Annotated in this window: 23 protein-coding genes; 12 read left to right on the top strand and 11 right to left on the bottom strand. The window is 71.8% G+C overall.

The window, feature by feature from the left end; genetic code table 11:
* Nucleotides 1–53 precede the first annotated feature (53 nt).
* Nucleotides 54–719 carry a DsbA family oxidoreductase gene (locus ACWIHY_RS19635; RefSeq protein ID WP_454376998.1) on the bottom strand — a complete coding sequence of 222 codons (666 nt, stop codon included), beginning with the start codon at nt 717–719 and terminating at the stop codon, nt 54–56.
* A 344-nt stretch (nt 720–1,063) separates the two neighbouring features.
* Nucleotides 1,064–2,593: an aldehyde dehydrogenase (NADP(+)) gene (locus tag ACWIHY_RS19630; RefSeq protein WP_454376902.1), complete on the bottom strand. Its 1,530-nt coding sequence runs from the start codon at nt 2,591–2,593 to the stop codon at nt 1,064–1,066.
* Nucleotides 2,594–2,700: 107 nt separating this feature from the next.
* Between ACWIHY_RS19630 and ACWIHY_RS19625 the strand changes: the two genes are divergently transcribed.
* The 6 genes from ACWIHY_RS19625 to ACWIHY_RS19600 all read left to right on the top strand — a co-directional run bounded on the left by ACWIHY_RS19625 (nt 2,701) and on the right by ACWIHY_RS19600 (nt 8,519).
* Nucleotides 2,701–3,471 (top strand): IclR family transcriptional regulator, encoded by a 771-nt coding sequence (locus ACWIHY_RS19625; RefSeq protein WP_454376901.1) that lies wholly within the window; start codon nt 2,701–2,703, stop codon nt 3,469–3,471.
* A gap of 1 nt (nt 3,472) precedes the next feature.
* Nucleotides 3,473–3,946 (top strand): GNAT family N-acetyltransferase, encoded by a 474-nt coding sequence (locus ACWIHY_RS19620; protein WP_454376900.1) that lies wholly within the window; start codon nt 3,473–3,475, stop codon nt 3,944–3,946.
* 79 nt (nt 3,947–4,025) lie between these two features.
* Nucleotides 4,026–5,090, top strand: coding sequence for a hypothetical protein (locus tag ACWIHY_RS19615; RefSeq protein ID WP_454376899.1), 1,065 nt, complete (start codon nt 4,026–4,028; stop codon nt 5,088–5,090).
* Entirely contained in the window at nt 5,087–6,331 is a 1,245-nt protein-coding gene (locus ACWIHY_RS19610; protein ID WP_454376898.1) for a sensor histidine kinase, read from the top strand. The genes ACWIHY_RS19615 and ACWIHY_RS19610 overlap by 4 nt, the downstream gene beginning before the upstream one ends.
* Complete coding sequence (locus ACWIHY_RS19605; protein ID WP_454376897.1) at nt 6,328–6,987, top strand: response regulator; 660 nt, start codon at nt 6,328–6,330, stop codon at nt 6,985–6,987. Before ACWIHY_RS19610 ends, ACWIHY_RS19605 begins: the two co-directional genes overlap by 4 nt.
* Before the next feature lie 80 nt (nt 6,988–7,067).
* Entirely contained in the window at nt 7,068–8,519 is a 1,452-nt protein-coding gene (locus ACWIHY_RS19600; protein ID WP_454376896.1) for a penicillin-binding transpeptidase domain-containing protein, read from the top strand.
* A 159-nt stretch (nt 8,520–8,678) separates the two neighbouring features.
* Here the strand turns inward: ACWIHY_RS19600 and ACWIHY_RS19595 are convergent, their stop codons facing one another.
* Nucleotides 8,679–10,007, bottom strand: coding sequence for a S28 family serine protease (locus ACWIHY_RS19595; RefSeq protein WP_454376895.1), 1,329 nt, complete (start codon nt 10,005–10,007; stop codon nt 8,679–8,681).
* 165 nt (nt 10,008–10,172) lie between these two features.
* Between ACWIHY_RS19595 and ACWIHY_RS19590 the strand changes: the two genes are divergently transcribed.
* On the top strand, nt 10,173–10,670 hold the full coding sequence (locus ACWIHY_RS19590; protein ID WP_454376997.1) for a SigE family RNA polymerase sigma factor: 498 nt from the start codon (nt 10,173–10,175) through the stop codon (nt 10,668–10,670).
* 600 nt (nt 10,671–11,270) lie between these two features.
* Nucleotides 11,271–12,545 carry a mannosyltransferase family protein gene (locus tag ACWIHY_RS19585; protein ID WP_454376894.1) on the top strand — a complete coding sequence of 425 codons (1,275 nt, stop codon included), beginning with the start codon at nt 11,271–11,273 and terminating at the stop codon, nt 12,543–12,545.
* A 30-nt stretch (nt 12,546–12,575) separates the two neighbouring features.
* On the opposite strand, the gene ACWIHY_RS19580 is transcribed toward ACWIHY_RS19585, so the two are convergent.
* The 5 genes from ACWIHY_RS19580 to ACWIHY_RS19560 form a co-directional block, all read right to left on the bottom strand.
* Entirely contained in the window at nt 12,576–13,175 is a 600-nt protein-coding gene (locus ACWIHY_RS19580; RefSeq protein ID WP_454376893.1) for a TIGR03086 family metal-binding protein, read from the bottom strand.
* Nucleotides 13,176–13,304: 129 nt separating this feature from the next.
* Nucleotides 13,305–13,919 carry a GNAT family N-acetyltransferase gene (locus ACWIHY_RS19575; protein WP_454376892.1) on the bottom strand — a complete coding sequence of 205 codons (615 nt, stop codon included), beginning with the start codon at nt 13,917–13,919 and terminating at the stop codon, nt 13,305–13,307.
* Complete coding sequence (locus ACWIHY_RS19570; protein WP_454376891.1) at nt 13,916–15,979, bottom strand: penicillin acylase family protein; 2,064 nt, start codon at nt 15,977–15,979, stop codon at nt 13,916–13,918. Before ACWIHY_RS19570 ends, ACWIHY_RS19575 begins: the two co-directional genes overlap by 4 nt.
* Nucleotides 15,980–16,188: 209 nt before the next feature.
* A complete protein-coding gene (locus ACWIHY_RS19565) occupies nt 16,189–17,358 on the bottom strand; it encodes a hypothetical protein (RefSeq protein ID WP_454376890.1) in 1,170 nt (389 codons plus the stop codon).
* Complete coding sequence (locus ACWIHY_RS19560; RefSeq protein WP_454376889.1) at nt 17,355–18,338, bottom strand: 5-dehydro-4-deoxyglucarate dehydratase; 984 nt, start codon at nt 18,336–18,338, stop codon at nt 17,355–17,357. Before ACWIHY_RS19560 ends, ACWIHY_RS19565 begins: the two co-directional genes overlap by 4 nt.
* Before the next feature lie 272 nt (nt 18,339–18,610).
* Between ACWIHY_RS19560 and ACWIHY_RS19555 the strand changes: the two genes are divergently transcribed.
* Genes ACWIHY_RS19555 through ACWIHY_RS19545 form a run of 3 tightly spaced genes read left to right on the top strand, consistent with a single transcriptional unit; the run spans nt 18,611 to nt 20,956 of the window.
* Entirely contained in the window at nt 18,611–19,420 is an 810-nt protein-coding gene (locus ACWIHY_RS19555) for an NAD-dependent epimerase/dehydratase family protein (RefSeq protein WP_454376888.1), read from the top strand.
* Between the two features lie 43 nt (nt 19,421–19,463).
* Nucleotides 19,464–19,682, top strand: coding sequence for a hypothetical protein (locus ACWIHY_RS19550; RefSeq protein WP_454376887.1), 219 nt, complete (start codon nt 19,464–19,466; stop codon nt 19,680–19,682).
* 56 nt (nt 19,683–19,738) lie between these two features.
* The gene (locus ACWIHY_RS19545) at nt 19,739–20,956 is read left to right on the top strand and encodes a TerD family protein (protein WP_454376886.1); all 1,218 of its coding nucleotides are present in this window, start codon (nt 19,739–19,741) and stop codon (nt 20,954–20,956) included.
* A 21-nt stretch (nt 20,957–20,977) separates the two neighbouring features.
* On the opposite strand, the gene ACWIHY_RS19540 is transcribed toward ACWIHY_RS19545, so the two are convergent.
* The gene (locus ACWIHY_RS19540) at nt 20,978–21,205 is read right to left on the bottom strand and encodes a hypothetical protein (protein WP_454376885.1); all 228 of its coding nucleotides are present in this window, start codon (nt 21,203–21,205) and stop codon (nt 20,978–20,980) included.
* A 50-nt stretch (nt 21,206–21,255) separates the two neighbouring features.
* A complete protein-coding gene (locus ACWIHY_RS19535) occupies nt 21,256–22,860 on the bottom strand; it encodes a TROVE domain-containing protein (protein ID WP_454376884.1) in 1,605 nt (534 codons plus the stop codon).
* Between the two features lie 473 nt (nt 22,861–23,333).
* Here ACWIHY_RS19535 and ACWIHY_RS19530 point away from each other — a divergent pair, with 473 nt between their 5' ends.
* Nucleotides 23,334–24,221, top strand: coding sequence for a protein kinase domain-containing protein (locus ACWIHY_RS19530; protein WP_454376883.1), 888 nt, complete (start codon nt 23,334–23,336; stop codon nt 24,219–24,221).
* Here the strand turns inward: ACWIHY_RS19530 and ACWIHY_RS19525 are convergent.
* The gene (locus tag ACWIHY_RS19525; RefSeq protein WP_454376882.1) at nt 24,187–25,629 is read right to left on the bottom strand and encodes an alkaline phosphatase PhoX; all 1,443 of its coding nucleotides are present in this window, start codon (nt 25,627–25,629) and stop codon (nt 24,187–24,189) included. The two genes, ACWIHY_RS19530 and ACWIHY_RS19525, sit on opposite strands and share 35 nt — an antisense overlap.
* Between the last annotated feature and the right edge of the window lie 45 nt (nt 25,630–25,674).

Below are 25,674 nucleotides of genomic sequence, written 5' to 3'. Positions count from 1 at the left end.
CTCCGCAACTCCCCGTCTATTGAGTATATTTGACGAATATCTCCAAGCGATGCTTATACGTTGCTCGTGGTGCTGTCGGCGACGCGGCTCGCCCACGCCTGCTCGAGGGCCTGGGTGAAGACCTCGGCGGGCTGGCCGCCGGAGATCCCGTAACGCCGGTCGAAGACGAAGAACGGCACGCTGTTCGCCCCCAGCTCCGCGGCCTCGCTCTCGTCGCCGCGCACCTCGTCGGCGTACGCGCTCTCGTCGGCCAGCACCGCCCGCGCCTCCTCGGCGTCGAGTCCGGCCTCCCCGGCCAGCTCCAGCAGTACGCGCTGGTCGAAGACGGACCGCTGCTCGGCGAAGTTGGCGCGGAGGACGAGGTCCAGCAGCGCCTCCTGACGACCGCGCGCCCTCGCCAGGTGCAGCAGCCGGTGGATGTCGAAGGTGTTGCCGTGGTCACGGCCCTCGGTCAGGAAGCCGAGGCCTTCGGAGTGCGCGTGTGAGGCGACCTGCTGCTCCATGGCCAGCACTTCCTCGTGCGTACGTCCGTACTTCCTGGCCAGCATGTCGGTCACCGAGTCCGTGACGCCCTTGGGGCTCGCGGGGTCGAGCTCGAAGGAGCGGTGCACCACCTCGACGTCGTCGCGGTGCGGGAAGGCGGCCAGCCCCTTCTCGAAGCGCGCCTTGCCGATGTAGCACCACGGGCAGGCGATGTCGCTCCAGATCTCGACGCGCATGTGCTTCTTCACTCCAGGTCAGAGGGTACGTGAGGGGCGCGGAGGCACCCTCCGCTCACGCCTCAACACGTTCCGGGCGCGACTCATTCCCGGGCCAGGGCCAGGGGGCGGCGAGGCGGCTGACGGCCGACCGGTGGGTCTCGGGCGGTGGCGGTCGGGGTCGGGCCGGCCTTGCGCAGCAGGTGCCGGCGCAGCGAGTCGGCCGTACCCGAGTCCGCTGGAGCGGGCCGGCCGTGCTGCTGATCCCGGAGGGGGCGGCCAGGCAATCAAGCCCCGCAGGACCGGCCCACGCGCGCCCACTCCGCCTGCTCCCGACACTCCCGCCCGGTCCCGCCGTTCCCCGGCTACTCCCGCCGGTCGCCGACCCGCCGCGGCAGCCCCTGCGGGTTCGCGTCGCGCAGCTCCACCGGCAGCAGCGCCTCCGGCGTCGACTGGTAGGTGACCGGCCGCAGCCACCGCTCGACCGCCGTCGCGCCCACCGACGTCGACGTCGACGTCGTCGCCGGGTACGGGCCGCCATGGTGCTGGGCGGGTGCGACCGCCACCCCCGTCGGCCACCCGTTGACCAGGACGCGCCCCGCGAGCGGCGTCAGCTCCGCGAGAAGGCCGGCCCCCGTCTCTCCGTCGCCCGCCAGCTCCTCCGTGGAGAGCTGGAGCGTGGCGGTCAGGTTGCCCGGCAGTCGGGAGAGCACCGCTCCGATCTCCGCCGGGTCTTCGTAGCGCGCGACCACCGTGACCGGCCCGAAGCACTCCTCGAGGAGCAGGTCGTGCGCGCCTTCGGTGGCCAGCAGCCGCGCCGGTACGGTCAGGAAGCCCGCGCTGACCGTGTGTTCGCCGCCCGCGCCCGGGGTCACCGGGGCTTCGGTGTCCGGGAGCTCGGCCCGTTCCCGTACACCGGCGAGGAACGCGTCCCGCATGCGGTGGTCCAGCATGACGCCCGGGTCGGTGTCGCTGACGGCCGCGGTGAGGGACTTCAGCAGCCGGTCGCCGGCCTCACCGTCCGGCGCCAGGACGAAGCCGGGCTTGGTGCAGAACTGTCCCTCGCCCAGCGTCATGGAGCCCGCGAGGCCGGCCCCGATCTGCTCGGCCCTCTCCTCGGCTGCGGCCGCTGTGATCACGACCGGGTTGAGGGAACCGAGTTCGCCGTGGAAGGGGATCGGCGCGGGCCGGGCCGCCGCCGCGTCGAACAGCGCCCGGCCGCCGCGCACCGAACCGGTGAAACCGGCGGCCGCGACCAGCGGGTGCCGCACCAGCTCGACGCCCGCGTCGAAGCCGTGGACGAGGACCACCACGTCCTCGGGGAGCCCCACTCGGGCCGCCGCCCGGCGCAGTACGGACGCGCAGAGTTCCGACGTCGCGGGGTGGTCGGGATGCGCCTTGACGACGACCGGGCAGCCCGCCGCGAGCGCGCTCGCGGTGTCGCCGCCGGGCACCGAGAAGGCGAGCGGGAAGTTGCTGGCGGAGTAGACGGCGACGACGCCCAGAGGGATCTTGTAGCGGCGCAGGTCGGGCCAGGGCGGAGTCTTCGTCCCGTCCTCGTGGTCGATCCTGATGTCCAGGAAGGCGCCCTCGTCGACGACGTCCGCGAACGCCCTGAGCTGAGCCGTGGTGCGGGCGAGCTCGCCGGTCAGCCGCGTCGGGCCGAGCGCTGTCTCCGCGTCGGCCGCCTCCACGACGTGCTGCGCGGCCTCGTCGAGGAACCCGGCGGCGGTACGGAGCAGGGCGGCCCGCGCCGTGCGGTCGGCGAGGGCGGGGCGAACGGCGTGCGCGGCCCGCACCGCGCGGTCGACCTCCTCCACTGTGGCTTCGACCGCGACCTGCTCACGCGGCTTCCCCGTTCGGGGGTCGACACTCCAGACTGGTGTTGCTGCCACCGTGGCGTCCTTCCAGCTGTTCGATATTCTGAACAGAGTTCCTGATACTGAATATGCTGGGACTCTATTAACGGACGTTCTGAGTGGTCAAGAAGGGGCGAGGCTCAATGTCAACTGCCGATACGGGCGGTGCGCAGGTCAAATCGGCGGTGCGGACCGTGGAGTTGCTCGAATTCTTCGCCGGCCGCCCCGGCATGCACTCCCTCGCTGCCGTCCAGGAAGCCGTCGGGTACCCCAAGTCCAGCCTCTACATGCTGCTGCGCACGCTGGTCGAGCTCGGCTGGGTGGAGACGGACGCGACGGGCACGCGGTACGGCATCGGCGTTCGCGCCCTGCTCGTCGGTACGTCGTACATCGACGGCGACGAGGTCGTGGCCTCCGCCCGCCCCACGCTCGACCGGCTCTCCGACGACACGACGGAGACGATCCACCTGGCGCGGCTCGACGGTACGAATGTCGTGTACCTCGCGACCCGCCAGTCCCAGCACTACCTGCGCCCCTTCACACGCGTCGGCCGCCGGCTGCCCGCGCACTCGACGTCCCTCGGCAAGGCGCTGCTCGCCACGCACACGGACGAGCAGGTGCGCAAGCTGCTGCCGGAGACCCTGCCGGCGCTCACCGAACACACCATCACCGACCGCGAGAAGCTCATCCAGGAGCTGCACCTCGTCCGCGAGCGGGGGTACGCCGTGGACCGCGAGGAGAACACCCTGGGCCTGCGCTGCTTCGGCGTGGCGATCCCCTACCGGACCCCGGCCCGCGACGCGATCAGCTGCTCGGTGCCGGTCGCGCGGCTCACCCCGGCGCACGAACAGATGGTCAAGGACGCCCTGTTCGACGCACGGGATCGGCTGACGCTCGCCACCCGGAGGCTCTGACGTGACTCTCGCCGTGACGCTGCGCGAGGTGCGGCCGGGTGACCTCGATCTGTTCTTCACCCAGTTCCAGGACCCGGAGGCGAAGCGCATGGCTGCCTTCGGCCCGGCGGACCCCGTGGACCGGGCCAGGTTCGACGCGCACTGGAAGCGCAACATCGCCGAGTACGTGGTACGGACCGTGCTCGCCGACGGCGAGGCAGTCGGCAGCGTCTGCGTGTACGGAGAACCGGGCGACCTCCAGGTGACGTACTGGATCGACCGTGCCCACTGGGGCCGCGGCGTGGCCACCGCCGCTCTGCGCGAGCTGCTCGAACTCGTCCCGGAGCGGCCGCTGTTCGCACGGGCCGCCGCGGACAACAGCGGGTCGGTGCGCGTGCTGGAGAAGTGCGGGTTCACGGTCACCGGGCACGACCGGGGGTTCGCGAACGCCCGCGGGGAGGAGATCGACGAGGTGGTCCTCACCCTCACCGGCTGAGCGTTCTCCCCCGCGCGGGGGAGGCGGTTCACCGCTGCGCGGGAGGTGCGGCGGCGGCCGGTCCGGGAGCGTGGGTGTCATGACAGAGACCACGCCCGCTTCCACGCCCCGGGGACTTCGCCCGGCCCCCGTCGGCCGCACGCGCGCCATGCTGCGCGCGGCCGCCGTCATCTCCTGCGTCCCGTACGTCGCGCTCAAGGTCGCCTGGATCGCCGGCAGCCGCATCGGAATCCCGGACGGCAGTGTGCTCCTCGACCGCCCCGGCCTGATGGCCGCCGCCAACAGCGCCACGGTGCTGATGGACGCGGCCGTCGTCGTCCTGGCCCTGCTGCTGACGCAGGACTGGGGCAGGCGCGTCCCGGCGTGGCTCCTCGCGCTGCCGATGTGGGTGGCGACAGGACTGCTGACACCGATCGTGACCGGGTTTCCGCTCCAGGTGCTGGTGAAGGTGTTCACCAGTGCCGAAAGCACACCGGCCGCCGGCGAACCGTTCCTCGCCGAATGGGTCTTCGGCGTCGTGTACACCGGCTTCATCGTCCAGGCCATCGCGCTGGGCATCCTCTTCGCCTGGTACGCACGGGACCGGTGGTGCCACTTGTGGCGGGGCACCGTCGGGGAGCTGCCCGAGTCCGCCGTCGGGCCCCGGCTGAGGGCGGCAGGCGTGGCCGGGTCCGTGCTCGCGGTGTTTGCCGCCGTACCGCACGCGATGTGGGCCGCCGGTTCGGCCACCGGGCTCAGCGAGGGCCGGGCCGAGGGGCGTACAACGGATTTCTATCTTCTTGAAGGGACTTACGTCCTGTTCGCCGCCGTCACGGTGGCCGGCGTTCTGACGCTCGCCCTGAGGCGGGGTCACGGTCTGGCGGTGCGGACGCCGCTGGCGCTCGCCTGGGTGGGCTCGGGCGCCCTCGGCTGCTGGGGCGGCTGGCTGCTCACCGCCTCCGCGATGCCCGCGGCCGATGGGGCCGATCAGGCCACCTCGCTGATGCTGCTGACCTACGCTGTCCAGGTGATCGCCGGTCTCGTCGTCCTGGCCACCGGCACCTCCTTTCTTCGGCGGCGCGGGCAGGGCGGAAGGGCAGGGGGACGGGCGGAGGGCCGGGCAGAGGGCCTGGTGCGGGGACAGATACGGGGACGCGCGGCGTGAAGCGGTTGTTCGGGGCGCGGGCCCGGCTGCGCTGGATCCATCTGATCCTCGGCGGCGCGCTGTCGATGCCGTACTTCCTCCTCGGCAGCGTCTTCGTCGGCCCGTTCATCGGCAACCGGAACGTCTTCACCTCCGCCTCCCTGCAGTTCGCCGCCTTCGGCGTCGCGCTGCCCGTCGCCGCCCTCACCGCGTTCTTCCCTTTGGTGAGGCCCCTGTCGGTGGGCGCCGTACGGGCGTTGTGCAGGGTGCCCGGCGGGAGTCTGGCCGACGGGCCCGCCCGGTCCAGGGCGGCGCGGGTACGGACCGCGGGCTGGTTCACGCTGCATCTGGGGCTCGGCGGAATCATCAGCGGCATGACGCTCGCGGTGCCGCCCCTCGCGGGCGTACTGATCGTCCTGCCCCTGGTGAACTGGCTGCGCGACACCCCGCTCGGCCTTCCCGAAGTCCTCGACCACGCGTGGGCGATGGCGCTCGCCCCGGTCGCCGGGATCGCGATGCTGGTGGCGCTGGCGGCGTGCGCGGCCCTCGCGGGTGGGCTGCTGGCCGGCTTGGCACCGGTGCTGCTCGGGCCGACCCCGGCCGACCGGCTGGCGGCGGTGGAGCGGCGTGCCGCGGATCTCGCCGTCCGCAACAGGCTGGCCCGCGAGCTGCACGACTCGGTGGGGCACGCGCTGAGCGCGGTCACCCTCCAGGCGGGCGCCGCGCGCAGGGTGCTGGACAGTGATGTGGAGTTCGTACGGGAGGCGCTGACGGCGATCGAGGAGACCACTCGGCGCACGGTGGGCGAACTGGACGCTGTGCTCGGCCTGTTGCGTCAGGGCGAGGACGCGGGCGGTGACCTGCCGGGTCCGACACTCGGCGTACTGGACGATCTGCTGGCGCGCAGCGGCGTGAAGGTCGCGTACACGCAGGACGGCGATCCGGCCGCCCGGGCCCCCGAGCCGGTGTCCCGCGAGGCGTACCGCATCGTCCAGGAAGGGCTCAGCAACGCCCTTCGGCACGGCGGCACCGCGCCGGTGTCGCTACGGATCGCCCTGAGCGGCGAGGAGTTGGAGATAGTGATGGAGAACCCGCTGGCCGGCAGGGCTCCGGTGGTACGCCCCGGGGGTGGCCGGGGCCTGCCCGGCATAGCCGAGCGGGCCACCCTGCTCGGCGGCCACGCCGCAGCGGGACCGCACGGCGACGTGTGGCGGCTCACGGCCCGGCTGCCCGTCGGCGGCGGCGCCCGAGGAGAGCGATGAACGCGCCGGTCAGGGTCGTGCTCGCCGACGACGAGCGCATGGTCCGCACCGCGCTGGGTGTCATCCTCGACGCCGAGCCCGACCTCGAGGTCGTGGGTGAGGCGTCGACCGGAGCGGAGGCCGTGTCGGTGGTGCGCGAGCTGCGGCCCGACGTGGTGCTGATGGACGTACGCATGCCGGAGATCGACGGCATCCGTGCCACTGAGCAGATCCTCGGGGGCATGGAAGCGCCCCCGCGCATCGTCGTCGTCACCACCTTCGAGAACGACTCCTACGTGTACGACGCGCTGCATGCCGGCGCGGCCGGGTTCCTGCTCAAGCGCGCTGCCGCCGAGGATCTGGTCCAGGCGGTGCGGCTGGTCGCGCGCAGCGACTCGCTGCTCTTCCCGGCGGCCGTGCGCGGCCTGGCCGCCGAGCACGCCAGGCGCCGGCCCGCCGCGCCGCCGCCCTGGGCCGCGCGGCTGACCGAGCGAGAGGCAGAGGTGCTGCGGCTGATGACGACGGGCCTGACGAACGCGGAGATAGCGGACCGGCTGCGGGTCGGCCCGGCGACGGCCAAGAGCCACGTGGCGGCCGTGCTGGCGAAGACGGGGGCCCGCGACCGTACACAGGCGGTGATCGCGGCGTACGAGTCGGGCTTCATCACACCGCGCTGAGCGGCCCCGGAGATGAGGATTCTATGAGAAACGCGACATAGGGGAACCTGACCGGCCGCCCCGCTCGTCTCCCGTACGGGATGAACAAAACGATCAGGCACGCCTCGGTCTTCTGCCTGCTGATGGTGCTCGCCCTGCTGGTGCGCATCACCTGGGTGCAGGCGTACGAAGGCCAGGCCCTCGCGGACGACAAGCACAACCGGCGGAACGTCATCGCGCAGTACGCGCAGCCGCTCGGGAACATCATCGTGGCCGGTTCGCCGGTCACCGGATCGAAGAAGACGGAGGGGAGCGATCTCGAGTACAAGCGGACCTACACGGACGGCGAGCTCTACTCGGCCGTCACCGGCTACAGCTCGCAGGCGTACGGAGCCACCCAGCTCGAAGGCATCTACAGCAACGTCCTCGACGGGACCGACACCCGGCTGAAGAACCCGGCCGACCTGGTCATGGGCAAGCAGAGCGACCCCGGTGACGTCGTGACGACCATCGACCCCGCCGTGCAGAAGGCCGCGTACAAGGCGCTGGGCGACAAGAAGGGCGCGGCCGTCGCGATCGACCCGAAGACCGGCCGGATCCTGGGCATGGTGTCGACACCTTCGTACGATCCGTCGGAGATCAGCGGCACCACGGACGGCGACGCCTGGCAGCGGCTGATGGGCGACAAGGACAAGCCGATGGTCAACCGGGCGCTGCGGCAGCCGCTGCCGCCGGGCTCGACATTCAAGCTGGTGGTGGCCGCCGCCGCGCTGGAGGACGGGCGCTACGGGTCGGTCGACGAGCGGACGGACAGCCCGAACCCGTACACGCTGCCCGGCACCCGGACCGTCCTCAAGAACGAGAACGCGTCCGCGCCCTGCGAGGACGCGACGCTGCGCACCGCGCTGAAGTACTCGTGCAACAACGTCTTCGCGAAGCTGGCCGTCGACCTCGGTCAGGACAAGGTGAAGGCGATGGCGGAGAAGTTCGGCTTCAACACCGCGAAGCTCGACGTGCCGGTGCGGGCCTCGCAGAGCGTGTACCCGCACGGCATGGACAAGGCGCAGACGGCGCTGACAGGCATCGGCCAGTTCGACGTGACGGCGACGCCGGTCCAGATGGCCATGGTCTCGGCGGCCCTCGCCAACGGCGGTGAGCTGGCCTCCCCGCACATGGTCTCCAAGGTGACGGACGGCGACGGCGACACCCTGGAGGATCTCGGGAACGGCGGCGGCGAGCGGGTCGTCTCGTCGTCCACCGCCGAGCAGCTGCGGAGCGCCATGGTCACGGTAGTCGAGGAGGGCACGGGAACGAACGCCCGCATCGGCGGCGCCGAGGTGGGCGGTAAGACGGGCACAGCACAGCACGGCGTCGACAACAGCGAGACGCCGTTCGCCTGGTTCACGTCGTACGCGAAGGACAGGTCGACCGGCAAGGAGGTGGCGGTCGCGGTCGTCGTCGAGGACTCCGGCGCGGCACGCTCGGAGGTCAGCGGCAACGGCCTGGCGGCCCCCATCGCCGAGCGGACGATGAGGGCGGCGCTCAGCCGCTGACGCGCGGACCCGGGGCGCCGGGCCGGCTGTTCCTTCCACCGGCCCGGCGCGCCCACCGCCCGACGGCCCACCTTCCCGGCGCGCCCACCGCCCGACGGCCCACCTTCCCGGCGCGCCCACCGCCCGACGACTACTCACCTGCGCCTACATGCCCTGCGACTACTGCCCTGCCCACCGCTTCACCGTGGCCTCGGCCCGGGCCCGCTCGTCCGGCGTCAGCTTGGAGATGAGCGCGCCGTGGTTGGTGTCCGGCGCGACGTAGAGATGCGAGTCGTGCTTGCTGGGCTTGAACTGCTCTGCGCTCCACGGGTCGTTCTGCCCGTACACGAACATCATCCGCTCGCCCCGGGTGGCCACCCAGCGGTCGACGTCCTTGATGATCCGGCCGTTGTAGGAGGTGCGCATGTCGGCGGGCAGCACCGAGTTGGGCTGGTAGATGTCCGGGTAGTTGCGGACATCGCGCAGGTGCTTGAACCTCAGGTCCGCCCAGCCGAGCTGGGAGGCCGCCTGCCGGTAGTACGGGCCGCTGCCCTCGGCCCCGTTGCCCTGGTCCGAGTAGATGCTCAGGCCGTGGTCGAGCGACCACTTGTACAGCTCGTCGTCGGTCGCCTTCCTGGCGTCGGGGACCGACGGGCAGTCGGTGTACGTGCCGCTCTGCCAGAAGTTCCACACCTGGTCGAGCACCGAGAACTCGAAGGCGCGGTCGGCCGAGCCGAGGTACTCGAAGGTGAGGCCCTGCTCCTTGGACGTGGCCTCGAAGCGCGGCAGCATCGCGTCGCGCCGTACGAGCATTTCGCGCTGTACGGCGTCCAGGGCAGTCCGGCACTCGGGCGTGCCGACCGTCCTGAAGAAGTTCTCGTAGACGTTGTCGTCGCGGTTGTTCGCGTCGTTCGGAGCGACGTACGCGACGACCGCGTCCAGGTCGCCTGGGTAGAAGCGCTCGTGGTAGACCTGCGTCATTCCGCCCTTGCTCGCGCCGGTCCCGAGCCACTTCGCCCGGTAAATGCTCTTGAGCGCCTGGACGATGGCGTGCTCGTCGCTCGCCTGCTGCCAGACGTTCAGGTCGTCCCAGTCGACGTCGGCGGGGCGCGAGGTGTTGAAGTAACGGTGCTCCACACTGACCTGGTTCGCGCCGAGCAGCGCGGTGATCTCGCGGGTCCCGGAGGACAGCCCGTAACCGCCGGTGTAGTGCACGACGGGCGCCGTCTCGGCCTTGTGCCAGAGCGTGAATCTCTGCTGGAAGGTCCCACTGCCGGGCTCGCGGTGGTCGACGGGCTGGGCCAGCGTCAGCGTGTAGAGGGGGAATCCGCCCTTGTCGGCCACCGAAACGACCGTCAGTCCGGGGATGCGCTCCAGCTTTTCGCGGATGTCGGCCGACGGAACCGATGCGGCGGAACGGGAACCGGCGACGGCGGGTGAACCGGCCAGCAGACCGGACGCCGCTATGAGGCCGGCACAGAGCAGGGAAGGCAGGACCTTGGTGCGCACGCTGAAGTCCCCTCGGTCGGAGATGATGCGATGGATGCGACGCGCCGCATGGTATGCGCTTTCGTACTGTGATCGGCCTCACTCCGGATCTTTGACTTCCGTGTCAACCGGATGCGGGCTCCCGGGCGTATGCCCGATGAGACCGAAGAGATCCAGGAGTGGTCGTTGACCGTCGAGGAGTTTGAAGAGTTCTACGCACATACGGCGTCCCGTCTCATCGGGCAGCTGTACGTGATGCTCGGCGACCTGCACGAGGCCCAGGACGTCGTGCAGGAGGCCTTCGTCCGGGGCTGGAGCCGGCGGCGGCAGCTCGACGGCGGCGGCGAACCCGAGGCGTGGATCCGCACGGTGGCCTGGCGGCTGGCGGTGAGCAGATGGCGTGTGCACCGGCGCTCGGCGGACGCCTGGCAGCGGCGCGGCGGCCCGCCGTCCGACCCGGGACCAGGCCCCGAGCAGGTCGCGCTGGTATCAGCACTGCGCGAACTCCCGCCCAAACAGCGGCGGACGGTGACCCTGCATTACTTGTGCGACCTGACGGTCGTCCAGATCGCCGCCGAGACGGGCCTGTCCACCGGCACGGTCAAGACGCATTTGGCCCGGGGCCGGGCCGCGCTCTCCCACCTTCTGCAGGATCCGCGCGCTGAGGAGGCCTACGGTGCCTGAGTCCCCCGACCCTTTGAGCAACGTGTTCAAGAACGCGGCCGCCGCCGGGCAGGACCGCGCGCGGCCCGTGCCCGCCGCCGTGATCTCCGAGCGCGGCAGCCGGCGCCACCGGCGCCGCCTGGCCGCCGTGGCCGCCACCGCGTGTTTCGCCCTCGCCGGTTCCACTGCCGCGGCGGTGACGGCACTGCTGCCGGGCGACGTCCCCGGCAGCACCGTCCCCGCTTCCACCCCGTCCGGTCTTCCGTCCGGCCCTCCGTCCGGTCTCCCTTCGGAGTTGCCGTCTTCCTCCCCCCTCCCCTCCTCGTCGTCGTCCCTTTCGCGCACCACTCCCCCGGCGACTTCGGAGCCCCCGGAAGCGCCGTCCGGGACATCGACAGGGACACCGTCGGGAACACCGACGGAATCACCGACCGGGGAAACGTCCGACAGCCCGTCACATACGGCGTCGGGCGCCCGCTGAGCCCGCCGCCCGGGGACTGACCCTCACCGGGCCGCGCTGACCACCCCTCCCCTCCCCTGCCCGCCGCATCGCCGTATCGCCGCAGGGCGATCCCGCATGCCCCGATGCCCCGACCCCGATGCCCGCACCAGGAGTACGACATGGCCACCGCCACCCCGCTGCGGCCCCCAGCACAGCCCGCCCGCACTCCCATACGGGGAGAATCCACAGCCACCGACCCCACGGCCGCGTCCGGGCTCCGGCGCCTGCGTCGGCGCCTGCCAGGGCCGGGGAACGGGATCGCGCTCGGGCCCGACGACCGCAACGTCCTGCTGCTGTACGTGCTCACCCGGGCCGGCATCTGGACCACCGCCTACTGCGCGCGGTGGCTGTTTCCCGAGGACCGCAAGACCAGGGACGCCGGGACGACGCTGTCTTCGTGGGGCCAGTGGGACTGGTGGCACTACCTGCACATAGCGCAGGAAGGTTACTTCCCCGGCGGGGCGGGACCATGGAAGGACGACTGGGACAACAGGGAGGCGTTCTTCCCCGGCTTCCCGCTCGTCCTGCGCGCCGTGCACGTCGTGATCCCCGACTGGACGGTCGCCGGTCTGCTGATCTCCTTCGTCTCGGGCGCCGTGGCCGTCCTGGCACTCGCCCGGACGGCCCGCCTCCATCTGCCCGCCGGCGACGGCGTCCTCGGACAGCGGACCGTGCTGTTCTTCCTGCTCTCTCCGTGCGCGGTGTTCCTGGCCGCCGGCTACACCGAGTCGCTCTTCCTCGCCCTGGCCCTGCCCGCCTGGCTCGCCGCCCGTCGCCACAACTGGCCACTCGCGGGCATTCTGGCCTGCCTGGCCACCGGCGTCCGGGTCAGCGGGCTGTTCCTCGCGGCGGCGATCGCGGTCCACTTCGTCGCCGCGACAGACCTCCGCAAGCAGTGGCGTTCGATTCCGTGGATCGCGCTGCCCGGGCTCCCGGCCGTCCTCTACACCTGGTTCCTGCACACGCACACCGGCGACTGGATGGCCTGGAGCCACGCCCAGGAGCGCGGCTGGTACCGCGACTTCCACGCCCCCTGGGAGGCGTGGCATCACACCTGGAAGGCCGCCTTCGCCCACACGCAGTCCACCGGTTACGCCGTCATGTTCCAGGCCGAACTCGTGACCATGGCCGTCGGCCTGCTCCTGCTCGGCGTCCTGATGAGACGGCGCAGCTGGCCGGAGGCCGCGTACATCGGGCTCAGCCTGTGGGCGCTCGGCACCTCGTACTGGTACACCTCCATCCCGCGCGCCACGCTCCTGTGGTGGCCGATGTGGGTGCTCCTGGCCGCGTGGAGCCTGCGCCGGCCCTGGGTGCGGAGCGCGTACGTGTGTGTCGTCACGCCCCTGTCGACCGTCCTCACCATCACCTTCCTCTCGGGCCGCTGGGCCGGCTGACCGCCGCCACGAGCGTCCGCGCGTCGAAGGTCAAGCCGACCAGGACGGACTGCGGCCCGCGCGCCCGACGACCCGGTCGAGGAGCGGCGCGTCCTGCGGTACGTCGACAGGCGCTCCGAAGATCCCGTCGTCGCCCGGGGAGTCGCCGGTCGGCTCCAGCAGCTCGTACGACGACTGAAGGGCGGCGACGTCGGGTGCGTACGGCTGGCCGGTGGCACGGGCCAGGTCCCACCCGTGCACGACGATCTCGTTCAGGGCGACCCGCCCCGCGACCTCCCCGGGCAGCGTGACGCCACCCGCCCGGGTCATGCCCTGCCAGGCCTCCGGCCTGCGCCAGACCGCCACGAGCTCGTCGAGCTGGCGTGGAAGGCGGGTGCGCCAGTCGTCGTCGAGTACGGGCATGCCGACGCCGGGAGCGGTGTCCGTCGTCGGCCCCAGCCGCTTGCCCGCCGCGTCGCGGAAGGCGGCGGTGAGGCCGACGAGGTGGGCCAGGAGGTGGTGTACGGCGTACTTCTCGCAGGGTGTGGGGGCGGAGAGCTGATCGTCCTTGACCCCTTCGAGCAGGTGGGCGACCTGGCGGGCGGCCGGTTCGAAGTCGAGGATGCCGGGCGTGGGGTCATGGGCGGTCATGGCGCTGCCTCCGGTGAGCGGACGATGCCTGCGCAGTGATGACCGCCGGCCGCCGGGGAACTCATCGGTGTGCCGGGGGCATCTTTTCGGCTCTTCCCTACGTGTACCCGTCGCCCGCCCCGGACCCCTTCACGCCGCGCGGGACGCCTCGTAGGCCGCGCGGGTGAGGAAGACCAGCCGGGCCCGCTTCTCCGGGAGGAAGACCTCCGGGAGATCGATCTCCGGCATCACGATCTCCGGCCCCAGCTCGAACCCCACCCCCTCCAGCCGCGCCACCGCCTTGACGTTGAGCGCGTCCGGCTCCGCCACGAGGCGCTCAACGCCCGGGTCCGCGAACACGAAGCCCGTCGCCGCCGCCAGGACGTTCGCGGTGAAGCCGCGCTGCGGCGCCGCGCCGCCGGCAGGGCCGACGAAGATGTGCACCCCGAAGTCCCCCGGCCGTACGTCGTAGCACTCGCTGACCCGGTCGGCCTCGGGGTCGTACGTCTGGAAGAGCGCGACGGGGACGCCGTCCCGCAGGACCAGGTACCCGTGGTGCGTGGTGAGCGAGTCCAGGTGCGCGTAGATCTCCTCGACCTGTTCGCGCGTCGCCTCGCCCATGCCCCAGAACCGGGCCCGCTCCTCGGTGACCCAGCCGTGCAGCAGCCCGGCGTCGCGCGCCGGATCCACCGGGACGAGGCGGACCGTCCCGAAGCCGTCGATCTCCTGCTCGTACACGGGCTCGGCGGTGAGGGGCGTGGTCATCGGGACTCCTTGGTCAGACGGTTCCAGTCAGTGGTGACGGGTACGAGTTCGCCCCGCAGCCACAAGGGCAGTTGGTCGTGGTGGTGCGTGTCGCCCGGGACGCCGGACGCGCCGAGCGGCACCACCCAGAGGCTGTCCTCGCGTCGCGTGAGGTCCCAGACGTAGCGGGCGGCCGGCCCCCGCGCGCAGCGGTCGGTCACACCGGGGACGCTCGAGGTGGACAGCACGCAGTCGTGGTCCCCGGCCACCCCCGGCCACCCGCCGGGCGGCACCGAGGGCAGCGCCTGCCACGGCGCGAGGCGGTGTACGTCGCCCCAGGCGGCCGGCTCCGTGTCGGTCGCGGCGACGGCCTCGACGGCCGCCGCGACGATGCCGGGTCTGTCGATGCCGGGCAGCAGACCGGTCGTCAGCAGGGTCTCCAGCGCGAAGCCGACGCGCGAGGTGAGGGCCAGCCAGGGCAGGAAGATCCCGGGGTACGCCGGGTCCGCCACCGGCTCGGTCAGTGCGGCCAGGTCCGGGTGGGCCGCGATCCGCCGCACCACCTCCGTCCGTACCGCGGCGTACACCGTGGCGTCGGTGCTGCCGGCCTCCATCCGGCGGTCCCATGCCAGGAGCCGCTCCCGCAGCCGCGCGCCCCGCGCGCTGAGTCCTCGCAGGCCCACGACCATTTCGAGCAGCGGCCGGGCGGACGCGAGGTACGTGTCGGTGTGGATGCCCGCCATGCCGTCGGCGGTCCACGCCTTCGATCCGCCGAGCAGCTGCCCGATGCGGTCGGCCCGGTACGGCGGCGCGAACTCGACGCCGAGCGGCGCGGCAAGGCCCCGCTGGTTCGCCATCACCGCAACGCCGTCGACGTCGGCGCGGGGCAGCGGCAGGTCCTCACCGCGCCAGGCGTACGCCGCCTCCCAGGCCGGTACGACGCGCAGCCCGTTGTCGCGGTGGCGCAGCGGCACCCGGCCCGCCACCCGGTGCAGCAGCCCGCCCTCGGTGTCGGCGGCCTGTACGACGTTGACGGGCTCGACCCACCGCTCGAACGCCCGGTCCACATCGGCGACGGTGCGCGCCCTCAGCAGCGCGGGCAGCGCCGCGAAGCCGAGGTCCTCGTACACGCGCGTCGGGCAGCGCAGGCTGACCGTCAGGGCTTCGCCCGGGCCGCCGATGACGACCGGGCCCCGCTCCGTCTCGACGACCTCGGTCTCGACCGGGTCGCCGCCGGCCACCTCGATGGTCTCGGTGTGGGCGATGGCGGGCCGCCAGCCGTCCGGGCCGAGGGCCTCCACACCGGCGCCGTCGGAGGTGCGCCGCAGTCGCTCACGGTAGAGGTCCTGGTAGTCGGCCATGGCGTTGGTGATGGCCCACGCCACGGTGGAGGCGTGGCCGAAGTGGGCGATGCCGGGGATGCCGGGGACGGCGAGGCCGACGACGTCGAACTCGGGGCACGCGAGGCGTACTTGCTGGTAGACGCCCGGGTCTTCGATGAACCGGTGCGGGTCTCCCGCGATCAGCGGAGCACCGCCGGCGGTGCGCTCGCCGCTGACGAGCCAGCCGTTGCTGCCGGAGGTGCCGGGGCCGTCGGTGGCGAACAGGGTGATCGCCTCGTCGCCGAGTCTGCGGGCGACCTCGTCGCGCCACAGCTTGGTGGGGAAGCCGGCGAACAGGATGTGGGTGGACAGCCAGATGCCGAGCGGCGTCCACGGCTCCCACTTCCCCGGGGCCAGTCCGGTGGCGGCGAACTCGGGCGCGCGGAGCGCCCCTTCGGGGAACCCGGCGTTGACCCCGTCGACGTAACGCGTGATCCACGTGGCGGTGTCCGCGTCGAGCGCGCGGAAGCAGCGCCGGGCGGTGTCGTCGAGCCGGGACCGGCGCGCGAACACGTCCCAGGCGACGGCGTCGGGGCCGAGAAAGGCGGCGGTGGTGCCCTGCGAGCGGTGCCGCTCGACCTCGATCTGCCAGGCGCGGTCGGTGGCGGCGTTGCGGCCCTGCGCGAAGGCGAGCTCGTGCGCGGTGCCGGCGCGGAGATGGGGAATTCCCCAGGCGTCCCGGAAGACCTCGGTGCTCACGTTGTTCCCCATCTGATTCCGCTGGTTTCAGTCACGTAGTTTTAGGTAAGGCTGGCCTAACTTAATCGACACGTTGGCCGGAAACCAACCCGGGTGCCGGGTGCCGGTGGTCCAGGAAGGTGGTCCAGGAACCGCTCCGGAGCGCCGCGAGCCCGGATACGGCGTCAGCGGATCCCGCGCCCCCACCTCGGATGCCCCGCCGACCGCCTCTACCGCAGGGCGGCGCGTACGAGCCTGAGGTCGGCGTCGGAAGCCAGTCCGGCGTGGTACAGCCGCAGCTCGTCCGCGCCGAGCGCCGCCGCGCGGGCGGCGTCGTCGGCGAGCGTGGCGGGGCTTCCGCCCATGCCGGAGACGACGCCGAGGTTGGCGGCGACGACGGTGGCGGCGCCGGGACCGCTGTGCTCCACGAACGGCGCGAGCAGCTCCGGGCCGCCGGCGCACGGCACCACCACACCGTCCGCGACCCCGAGGATGTGCCGGGGATCGACACCGGCGTTCGCCCCGCAGTGGTACGCCGACGGATCGGCGTGCAGCAGCACCTGGAACCCGGGGGGCGCGTCGGCCCGTACCGCGGCGACGGCCGCTTCCTGGAGCGTACGGGCGGTGCGGGTGCGCCACGCGAGGGTCGCGGCGGCGGGTGCGGCGCCGATCAGCTTCTCGACCGCCTGCCATCCGGCGTCGGACGATCCGGCGTCCCAGGCGGGGCCGAGGGCGTGGCGTACGGACCCCCGCAGCTCCCCCGCGTCCAGACCGTGTTCGCCGTACCCGGTCCGGCAGTCCGGGCAGAAACAGAGCGACATCAGGTACTGCGCCGCGTCCCCGAACGCCACCCCCGCGGTCTTGTCGTGCGCGTGCAGGTGGGCCAGGCCGTACCACCCGCAGGACTCCAGCTCGGTGCCGTGCGCGCCGGGGCGTACGGCCGCCTCCGCCGCGAGGCCGGTGAGGTAGCCGCGCACGGCGGGCTGGGCGATGCAGGGCGCCCAGGGGTAGCGGTCGCCGTACGCGTTGACGACGGAGGTGTCCGGACGGTCGGCACCGAGGCGGGAGTTGTGGGCGAGGACGACCCAGGAACGGACGTCGAGCCCGGCCGCCGCGAGCGCTTCGGCCGCCTCGCCGTACGGGTCGGCGGTGGGCGCCCAGCTCCCGGCGGCGTACGGCCGCAGGCTCCTCCCCGACCAGCGGTCCTCGTCGACGGGGTAGAGCACGGCGGCGTGTTCGGCGGTGACGACGCGGTGGCGGGGGTGGCGCGGGGTGAGGGCCCGGGTCGCGTGGTAGGCGGAGGCGAGGGTGACCTGCTGGACGCCGAGGTCAGCGATGCGGGCGGCGGCGTCCGGGTCGCCGACGACGTCCCACGGGTAGAGGAAAACGGCGGCCTTCACGCCTGCGCGCCGTCGCCGTTGCCGCCGTTGCCGCTCTCGGTGCCTCCGGCGCCGGCGCCGATCAGGGCCCGGCCGTGCTCGACGAGCTCGGCCAGCATCTTGACGTGCGCGGGGTCCGGTTCGCTCAGCGGCGGCCGCACTTCGCCGACGTCCGGGCCGGTGAGACGCACGCCCGCCTTGACGAGCGAGACGGCGTATCCGCGGCCCAGGTTGCGCAGTTCGACGAGCGGGCCGTAGAAGCCGTCGAGCAGGCGGTTTACCGTGTCGTCGTCGCCGGAGTTCAGGGCCCGGTGGAAGGCGAGCGCGATGTCGGGCGCGAAGCAGAAGACGGCCGAGGAGTAGAGGGTGACGCCGATGCCCCGGTAGGCGAGCCCGGTGAGTTCTGCGGTGGGCAGGCCGTTGAAGTAGAGGAAGGGGTGTTCCGGCAGTTCGCGGCGTACGGCGCCGATGATGCGCTGCATCAGGTCGAGGTCGCCGTGACCGTCCTTGAGTCCGATGATGCCGGGCACGCGCGCGAGTCCGACGACCGTTTCGGGGGTGAAGACGGCGTTGTCGCGCTGGTAGACGATGACGTCCAGGGAAGTCGCGGCGGCCAGTTCGGTGTAGTGGCGCAGCAGCCCCGCCTGGTCGGCGACGACGAGGTACGGGGGCATGGCGAGCAGCCCGTCGGCGCCCGCTTCCTCGGCTGCCTTCGCGAACCGGACGGCGAGCGCGGTGCCGTATCCGGCTCCGGCGACGACGGGGACCCGGCCGGCCGCCTCTTCCACGGCGGCGGCGACGCAGGTGCGGAATTCCTCCGGCGTCAGGGCGTGGAATTCTCCGGTGCCGCAGCAGGCGAACACGGCTGCGGCGCCGGCCTCGATGCCGCGCCGTACATGTGCGCGGAAAGCGTCGACGTCGAGGCCGCCGTCCGGCCCGTACGCGGTGACGGGAAAGAAGAGCAGGCCGTCGAGTCGGCCGGCGAGCGGGGCTGAGGTCACGGGCGCTCCCTGTGCGTGCACAATTATGATCCGCGTCTATATCCCTGAACGCCGCCACGCTAAAGCAGCCACTAGGGGACGGTCAAGACAAGAAACACCAATGCCGGAGCGGATCCGGCGCCTCCGCGCGACACTTGACGGGGTTCGCCACCACTCCCTAACTTGTCCACGCATGTGAATGCAGTCCATGGATGCGACTATGGCGCTGTTGCCCCTTGCGGCCCATGCCGACCATCGCGTACCCGCGTACCGCGCCACGAGGAGACCTGCCGATGCCCGCACCCCGCACCGTCCTGCTGACCGGCGCCGCAGGAGGTCTCGGCACCCTGATGCGCGGCCTCCTTCCGGCGTACGGCTACGCGCTGCGCCTCTTCGACGCCACGCCCATAGAAGGCGAACCGGACGCGGTGACCGCCGATCTGGCGGACAAGGGGGCGCTGCGCGAGGCCGTGCGCGGCGTCGACGCGGTGATCCATCTCGCGGGCATCTCGCTGGAGGCGCCGTTCGAGAAGATCGTGCGCTCCAACATCGAGGGGACGTACAACCTCTACGAGGCGGCCCGCGAGGAGGGCGTCGGCCGGATCGTCTTCGCCTCGTCCAACCACGCGGTCGGCTTCACCCCGGTCCCGGCGGAGGGGGCACCGCTCATCCCCGTCGAGACCCCGCACCGCCCCGACACGTTCTACGGCCTCTCCAAGGCCTTCGGCGAGGACCTGGCGCAGCTCTACTGGGACCTGCACGGCGTCGAGACCGTGTCGGTGCGGATCGGCTCCTGCTTCATGGAGCCCAGCTCGGTGCGGATGCTGTCGATCTGGCTCAGCCCGGGGGACGGCGCCCGCCTCTTCCACGCCGCGCTCACCGCTGAGAACGTGGGCCACCGTGTCGTCTACGGATCCTCCGCCAACACACGCCTGTGGTGGGACCTGGAGTCCGCCCGGGCCATCGGGTACGAGCCCCGGGACGACTCCGAGCAGTACGCGCAGAAGCTCATCGCGGACCAGGGCGAACTCGACCCGGCCAACCCGGACCACGCGAACCTGGGCGGTCCGTTCTGCACCAGTCCGCCGCTGTGGCCCCACTGAAAATCACGCGACTCGGCGAGCGGACAGCGGGCATCATGCCCGCATGCCACGCCCTCATGGATTCAGCTACGAGCCGTTCGGCGACGGCGAAGTCGTGATCACGCACCAGGGTCGCACCGCCGGCCGCCTGCGGGGAGCCCGCGCGGAAAAGTTCCTGGCCGAGGTCGCGGCGGGGGACGGACAGCTCGTCATGGCCCGCTGGACAGGGGCGTACAAGCACGGCAACGAGCGGGCCGCGAGGAATCACCCGCGCAACAGGTGACAGTAAACGGGTGACGGTAAGGGAACGGCAAAGGCGTGCCGGTCGTTAGCTTTGGCATGACCGCAATGACGCCTGGCTCGAACATTCCGCTTCCCACCGCCCGCGTGGCCGTGGACGTTGCCGCCCCGGTGCGGCTCGACGTATCGGGCCTGCTGCTCACCGCTGACGGCAAGGTCCGCTCGGACGACGATTTCATCTTCTACAACCAGCCGGCCGGGCCGGGTGTCACCTACCGCTCCGGCGGCGGCACCGCCCCGGACGCGATCGTGGTGGACACCTCGGCGGTACCGCCGGGCATCGAGAAGATCGTGGTCACGGCGAGCCCCGACGCCGCGGGCCAGACCTTCCAGGGCATCGAGCCCACCGCCACCGTGCGGGGCGCCGACGACGGCGCCGCGTTCGCTACGTTCACACCCCCGCAGCTCGGCTCCGAGACGGCGCTGGTGATCGTGGAGATCTACCTCCGCAACGGCGCGTGGAAGGTGCGCGCGGTCGGCCAGGGGTACGCCAACGGGCTCGCCGGCATCGCCACGGACTTCGGCGTCTCGGTGGAGGAGCCCGCCGCTCCGGCCGCTCCCGCGGCCGCTCAGGCCCCCATGGCGCCTTCCGCGCCTCCGGTGGCCGACCCGCGGGCCGCGGCCGCCCCCGCGGCTCCTGCGGCCCCCGCCGCCCCGCCCGCGGCGCCTGCCGCGAGCGGGAAGATCAACCTCGACAAGGGCCGGGTCAGTCTCCAGAAGAACCAGACGGTCTCACTGGTCAAGGGCGGCCGGCCGCTGCTGTCCCAGGTCAGGATGGGGCTTGGCTGGGAGCCGGCGTTCCGGGGCAAGGACATCGACCTCGACGCGTCCGTCATCGCGTACGACGGGAACCGCAAGCACCTCGACAGCTGCTACTTCGGCAAGCTGTCGATCCTGAACGGCGCGGTCAAGCACTCCGGTGACAATCTCACCGGTGAGGGAGCGGGCGACGACGAGGCGATCACCGTCGACCTCGGCCGCATCCCCCCGGAGGCGACGGGCCTCGTGTTCACGGTGAACTCCTTCACGGGACAGAAGTTCACCGAGGTGGCGAAGGCCTACTGCCGACTGCTGGACGCGGCGACCGGTGAGGAACTGGTCCGCTTCGACCTGACGGGCGCCGAGCCGCAGACGGGGGTCATGATGGCAAAGCTGATCAAGCAGTTCTCTGGAGAATGGGAAATGACCGCGATGGGCGACTTCGTGAAGAGTCGCACCGTTCGCGGCATGGTCAAGCCGGCAGCCCAGGCCCTCTAGCGCTCGCGCGCCGGAGGGGATCTAGAGCTTGGTCAGCTTGGTGAAGGGGCTCAGGATGCGGCCTTGCCGCCCTGCGAAGTCGATGAGAACCGCTGCATCTCCTTCGACTGCGATGATCCTCCCGAGTCCGAACTGATCATGGGAAACCCGGTCGCCCACCTCGAAAACCTCGATCGGGGGGGCGTCCGCGGCGGGGACGTTGAAGGGACTGGACGGCAGGTAGCGCCGGGCTCCGGCTGACTTTGTCATTAGTTGAGAGTATGCGCCCCGCGAGGCCGCCACGCCATGCCCGTCCATGATCACTTCACCCAGGGCCAGTCGGCGGCCCTCCCGGCCTCCAGCAGCGGCACCATGCGGAAGGCCGCATCCGTAAGGCCGCCGAAGGTGTGCCGACCAGGTGTTCCGGACGGAGCGTGACCGGCCCGGTACCCGGCGAGATTCCAGGTGTAGACCGGAATGTTCGCCGGAATCAGCCCGGCCGGGCCGCCCCGGACTCCGGGCGCGGCCTGCTCGTCAGTGACGATGAGCACGCGGTCGTGCTTGCGGTAGTGACGGCGCACGGCCTCGGCGGTGTTGGTGCCGCCGAGGTCGCCGAAGCGCTCCAGGACCTTCAGCACCGACTCGCCCCTGCGGTACGCAACGGACGCGCTGGATGTGCCGAATTCGACCAGATCGGCGTCGGCGGCCCGCATCGCCACCGCCGCGCCGAAAACCGCCGCCGCGTCCGCCCGGTTCAGCTCGGAACGGTCCGAGAGCGGCGACCAGAACATCGACCCCGAGCGGTCGACCAGGACCAGCGTCCGGCCGCCCAGCGCGGGCACGTTGGCCAGCGAGTGCCCGAGCGCCCGCTCCAGCGGGTAGGCCCAGCGCAGCGACGGCGCGTGCTGGTACGCGGCGAGGTAGCGGAACGGGAACTGCCGCGCCTTCGCCACGGCTTCGGGATCGGAGATCCTCGCCGCGACCCGGGCCGCGACCTCGTCCGAGACCCCGGCCTGGTCGAAGTTCCGCAGATTGCGCAGCAGCGCCATCACGCCCATCGACGGGATGACGGCCTCCCAGGCGGCGGCGTCCATCGGCCCCTGCAGCCAGCCCGCGAGCGCCTCCCAGGTCATGCCCGCCGCCGCGAGCCGCTCCGCCCCGCCGGGAGCGGTGACAACGCCGCGCCTCTCGGCGGCCGGGACGTCCATCAGCACCCGGTGGGCGGTCAGCGTCCGGCTCGACGCGGGCGGAACGGCGGTCTCCGGGTGGTGCCGGCGATCGAGGGCGTACTGGAACAGCTCTCCCTGCCACGGCGCCTTCGCGGGGTCCGGGCCCGCGTGCACGAGGTTCAGGACGTCGCCGAAGCGAAAGCCCTTGGAATCCGTGTCGTACTTCAGCAGCGACCTGTCGTTGTAAAGACGGCGGACGGCGTCAGCGATGCCGCGCTTTACGGGCTTCGGCACATTTCGCCCGTACACCGAGGTCCAGTACGCGAGCAGCTCGCCGGGCTCGTCGGCGCGGCGCAGGACGGACGCGACGACCTGCCGGTTCGTCGGGCCCTCGGGGTCGGCGGCGCGGCCGTCGGCGGACGCGTCGAGGCGCGCCTTGACGTACTCGGCGGCGCCCACGATCGACGCGGTACGCAGGTTGCCCTCGCCGCGCAGCCAGCCGAGCAGACCGGCGGTCCACGCCGGGTCCTGGACGGCGAGCGTACGTACGAGCGCGGCGAACCGGTCGTCCCTGGCCTCGCCGGTCTCGTAAAAGGTCTGCTGCGAAACGAAATTGGCGACGGCGAGCAGGAAAAGCTCGGACCGGGCGTCGCGCAGGTGCCCCCGGCCGCCTTCGTGGGTAGGGATGACCTGCCCGGTCGACTTCACGGGCGAGGTGGCCCGGGACGCTTTCTTCCGGGCATTGAAACGAGACATCTGAATTCCCCCGAATTCATGGGGGAAGCGCAGCTGAAATGGGGTGCCCGAGGTCGTTCGAGAAGTCGGCGACGGACTAGACAGCTGCTCTATCCGCTGAGCTACACCGACCCGAAGTCGATGACGGGATTCGAACCCGCGACCCGCTGTTCCGAAGAAGTAACCGTTGCCTGCGCACCGGGCACCCCATTTGCTGAGCCTCCCGAGATCGAATGTGGCAGCGGCGTAATTTCATGGAAGGAAGTAGCCGCGGCCTGCGCACCGGGACGCGTGCATGACTTTAGGAGAGCAAGCTCCTTTTACGCCACGGGTTTTTAGCGGAACCGCGCGGGAGGCGCGAGGCACGAGGAAGCGCGAGGAAGCGTCGCAAGGGCAGGGAGTGCCACACGAAACAGGTGCTGTGTACGCGTCGCAGCTGACGTCCGGGACACTGGTTCACGATCACGATCGCGTACGACCGGAGGGACCACGGCATGGCCGAGCGCGCGGAGTACCGCACCATCTCGCTGATCGGTGAGGGCGGTACGGGGCGTGTGCACCTGGCACGGGACCCCGCCGGGCGGCTGGTCGCGCTCAAGACCGTCCACGAGCGGCTGACCGCCGCCCCCCGGTTCCGTGAGCGCTTCCGCCGCGAGGCAGCCGCCGCCCTCCGCGTCCGCGGGCCGTTCACCGCGACGGTGTTCGACGCGGGCACGGAGGACGAGCAGCCCTGGCTGGCGGCCGAGCTCTGCGTGGGGCCGCCGCTCGTGGAGGCCATCACCACGGCGGGCCCACTGGGCCCGGCGGACCTCGGTACGTTCGGCTCGGCGATCGCCGTGGCCCTGTCGGCGATCCACGGCGCGGGCCCCGCTCTCCTGGATCTCAAGCCGGCCCACGTCCTGATCACCCATCGCGGCCCGAAGATCATCGACTTCGGCACCGTCGGCCGCTCCGCCGGGCTCGACCCCGCCGGCTCGGGCTTCCTCGGCTTCGTCGCTCCCGAGGAGCTGACGCCGGGCAGCCGGGCGGACACGCCCGCCGATGTGTTCGCGCTGGGGGCGCTCCTCGCGCTCTCCAGCACGGGACGCAATCCGTTCGGGTCGGGCAGCGCCGAGCAGGTGACCGAGCGGACCCTGCACGACGGCCCCGACCTCGTCGGCGTGCCGGGAGCCGAATGGCCCGGCTTCCTCGCCGCCTGCCTGGCCACCGCCCCAGCCGACCGGCCGAGCATGCCCGAGGCCCTCGCCTGGTGCGCGGAGCGCGCCGCCCCCGTGCCGTGGTGGGAGCAGGAGCCGGTGGCCGACCTGATCCGCGAGCACGAGGGCGAGCTGGCCGAACTCCTCGCGGTCAGCGGGGGCGACGGCGGCGCCACGGACCAGTGATGGCGATCATGAGCCCCGGGTCCTGGATGTTGGCGTAGAGGGTCTTTCCGTCGGGTGAGAAGACGACCCCGGTGAACTCGCTGAACTCCGGCTCGGTCTCGGTCCCCGTGTTGAGCTCGTTGCGGGCGATGGGGTACGTACGGCCGCTCTCGGTGGCGCCGAAGAGGTGCTGGCCCCCCTCGCCGTCCTCCGCGACGACCAGGCCGCCGTACGGGGAAACGGTGATGTTGTCCGGGCCGTCGAACTGCCCGCCCGTACCGAGCAGCACCTTGAGCGTGAGCGTGCGGCGCCTCGGGTCGTAGAACCACACCTGGCCGTCGTGCGGCTCGCCGGGGCTCTCGTCACGGGCGTACGACGAGACGATGTACGCGCCGCCGTCGGCCCACCACATGCCTTCGAGCTTGCGGGCCCGCGTAATGTCCCCGTCGTCGAACTGTTCGCGCACCGGGACCGTCCTGCCGTCCCGGTCGGGTACGTCGATCCAGTCGACGCCGTAGACCGTGCCGATGCGCGTGGCGCGCGACAGGTCGTCGACGAACCGGCCGCCGGAGTCGAAGCACTTGGTGGCCTGCAGCGTGCCCGCGTCGTCGGCGAGCTTGCGGAGCTGGCCCCGGCCGTGCTTGAAGCCGTGCGGCGGGACCCAGCGGAAGAGCAGTCCGTTGGGCTCCGAGTCGTCCTCGGTGAGGTACGCGTGGCCGCGCTTCGGGTCGATGACGACGGCCTCGTGGTCGAAGCGGCCGAACGCCTTGATCGGCTCGGGGTTCCGGTTGGCGCGCCGGTCGTAGGGGTCGACCTCGAAGACGTAGCCGTGGTCCTTGGTCATGCCGTTCTCGCCGGCCCGGTCGGAGTTCTCCTCACAGGTCAGCCAGGTGCCCCAACTGGTGCTGCCACCCGCGCAGTTGGTGGAGGTCCCCGCGATGCCGACCCATTCGGCGACCTCGCCGCCCCGGTGCACCTCGACCACCGTGCAGCCGCCGGACGCGGCCGGGTCGTACACCAGGCCCTCGGTGAGCGGCACGGGGTGCTTCCACTTGGAGCGCACGCCCTTGAGCTCATGGTTGTTGACGAGGAGCGTCGTGCCGCGCGGGCCCTCGAACGCGGCGGTGCCGTCGTGGTTGGACGGGGTGTACTCGCCGGACTCGAGCTTCGTGACACCGGAGTGGGTGATGATCCGGTACGAGAAACCCGCCGGCAGGGCCAGGACGCCCTCGGGGTCGGGGACGAGCGGCCCGTAGCCGGGGCCGTGGCCGCCCTTCCGGGCCTCGTCGCCCGCACCGCCGGCCTCCGCCGGGTCGTCGGCGGCGAGGGCTCCCGGAGCGGTGGCGAGCGCGCCGACGCTGCCGACGAGCGCGACCGAGGCGCCGGTGAGCGCGGAGCGTCTGGCGAAGTCCCTGCGGGTGATCGTCATGCGTACCTCCTGAGGCCCGTGAGGGGCACGTGTTTTCGGGCTCAG

The sequence above is a fragment of the Streptomyces sp. NPDC055287 genome (assembly GCF_053646035.1).
Note: the sequence above shows the minus strand (reverse complement) of the source record. Positions and strands in the feature narration are given on the sequence as shown.

Bases quoted from the DNA above. Each gene is read 5' to 3' on its own strand.
- ACWIHY_RS19635 (WP_454376998.1), bottom strand. From the start codon at position 719: ATGCGCGTCGAGATCTGGAGCGACATCGCCTGCCCGTGGTGCTACATC.
- ACWIHY_RS19625 (WP_454376901.1), top strand. From the start codon at position 2,701: ATGTCAACTGCCGATACGGGCGGTGCGCAGGTCAAATCGGCGGTGCGG.
- ACWIHY_RS19615 (WP_454376899.1), top strand. From the start codon at position 4,026: ATGACAGAGACCACGCCCGCTTCCACGCCCCGGGGACTTCGCCCGGCC.
- ACWIHY_RS19605 (WP_454376897.1), top strand. From the start codon at position 6,328: ATGAACGCGCCGGTCAGGGTCGTGCTCGCCGACGACGAGCGCATGGTC.
- ACWIHY_RS19600 (WP_454376896.1), top strand. From the start codon at position 7,068: ATGAACAAAACGATCAGGCACGCCTCGGTCTTCTGCCTGCTGATGGTG.
- ACWIHY_RS19585 (WP_454376894.1), top strand. From the start codon at position 11,271: ATGGCCACCGCCACCCCGCTGCGGCCCCCAGCACAGCCCGCCCGCACT.
- ACWIHY_RS19580 (WP_454376893.1), bottom strand. From the start codon at position 13,175: ATGACCGCCCATGACCCCACGCCCGGCATCCTCGACTTCGAACCGGCC.
- ACWIHY_RS19575 (WP_454376892.1), bottom strand. From the start codon at position 13,919: ATGACCACGCCCCTCACCGCCGAGCCCGTGTACGAGCAGGAGATCGAC.
- ACWIHY_RS19555 (WP_454376888.1), top strand. From the start codon at position 18,611: ATGCCCGCACCCCGCACCGTCCTGCTGACCGGCGCCGCAGGAGGTCTC.
- ACWIHY_RS19550 (WP_454376887.1), top strand. From the start codon at position 19,464: ATGCCACGCCCTCATGGATTCAGCTACGAGCCGTTCGGCGACGGCGAA.
- ACWIHY_RS19545 (WP_454376886.1), top strand. From the start codon at position 19,739: ATGACCGCAATGACGCCTGGCTCGAACATTCCGCTTCCCACCGCCCGC.
- ACWIHY_RS19540 (WP_454376885.1), bottom strand. From the start codon at position 21,205: ATGACAAAGTCAGCCGGAGCCCGGCGCTACCTGCCGTCCAGTCCCTTC.
- ACWIHY_RS19535 (WP_454376884.1), bottom strand. From the start codon at position 22,860: ATGTCTCGTTTCAATGCCCGGAAGAAAGCGTCCCGGGCCACCTCGCCC.
- ACWIHY_RS19530 (WP_454376883.1), top strand. From the start codon at position 23,334: ATGGCCGAGCGCGCGGAGTACCGCACCATCTCGCTGATCGGTGAGGGC.
- ACWIHY_RS19525 (WP_454376882.1), bottom strand. From the start codon at position 25,629: ATGACGATCACCCGCAGGGACTTCGCCAGACGCTCCGCGCTCACCGGC.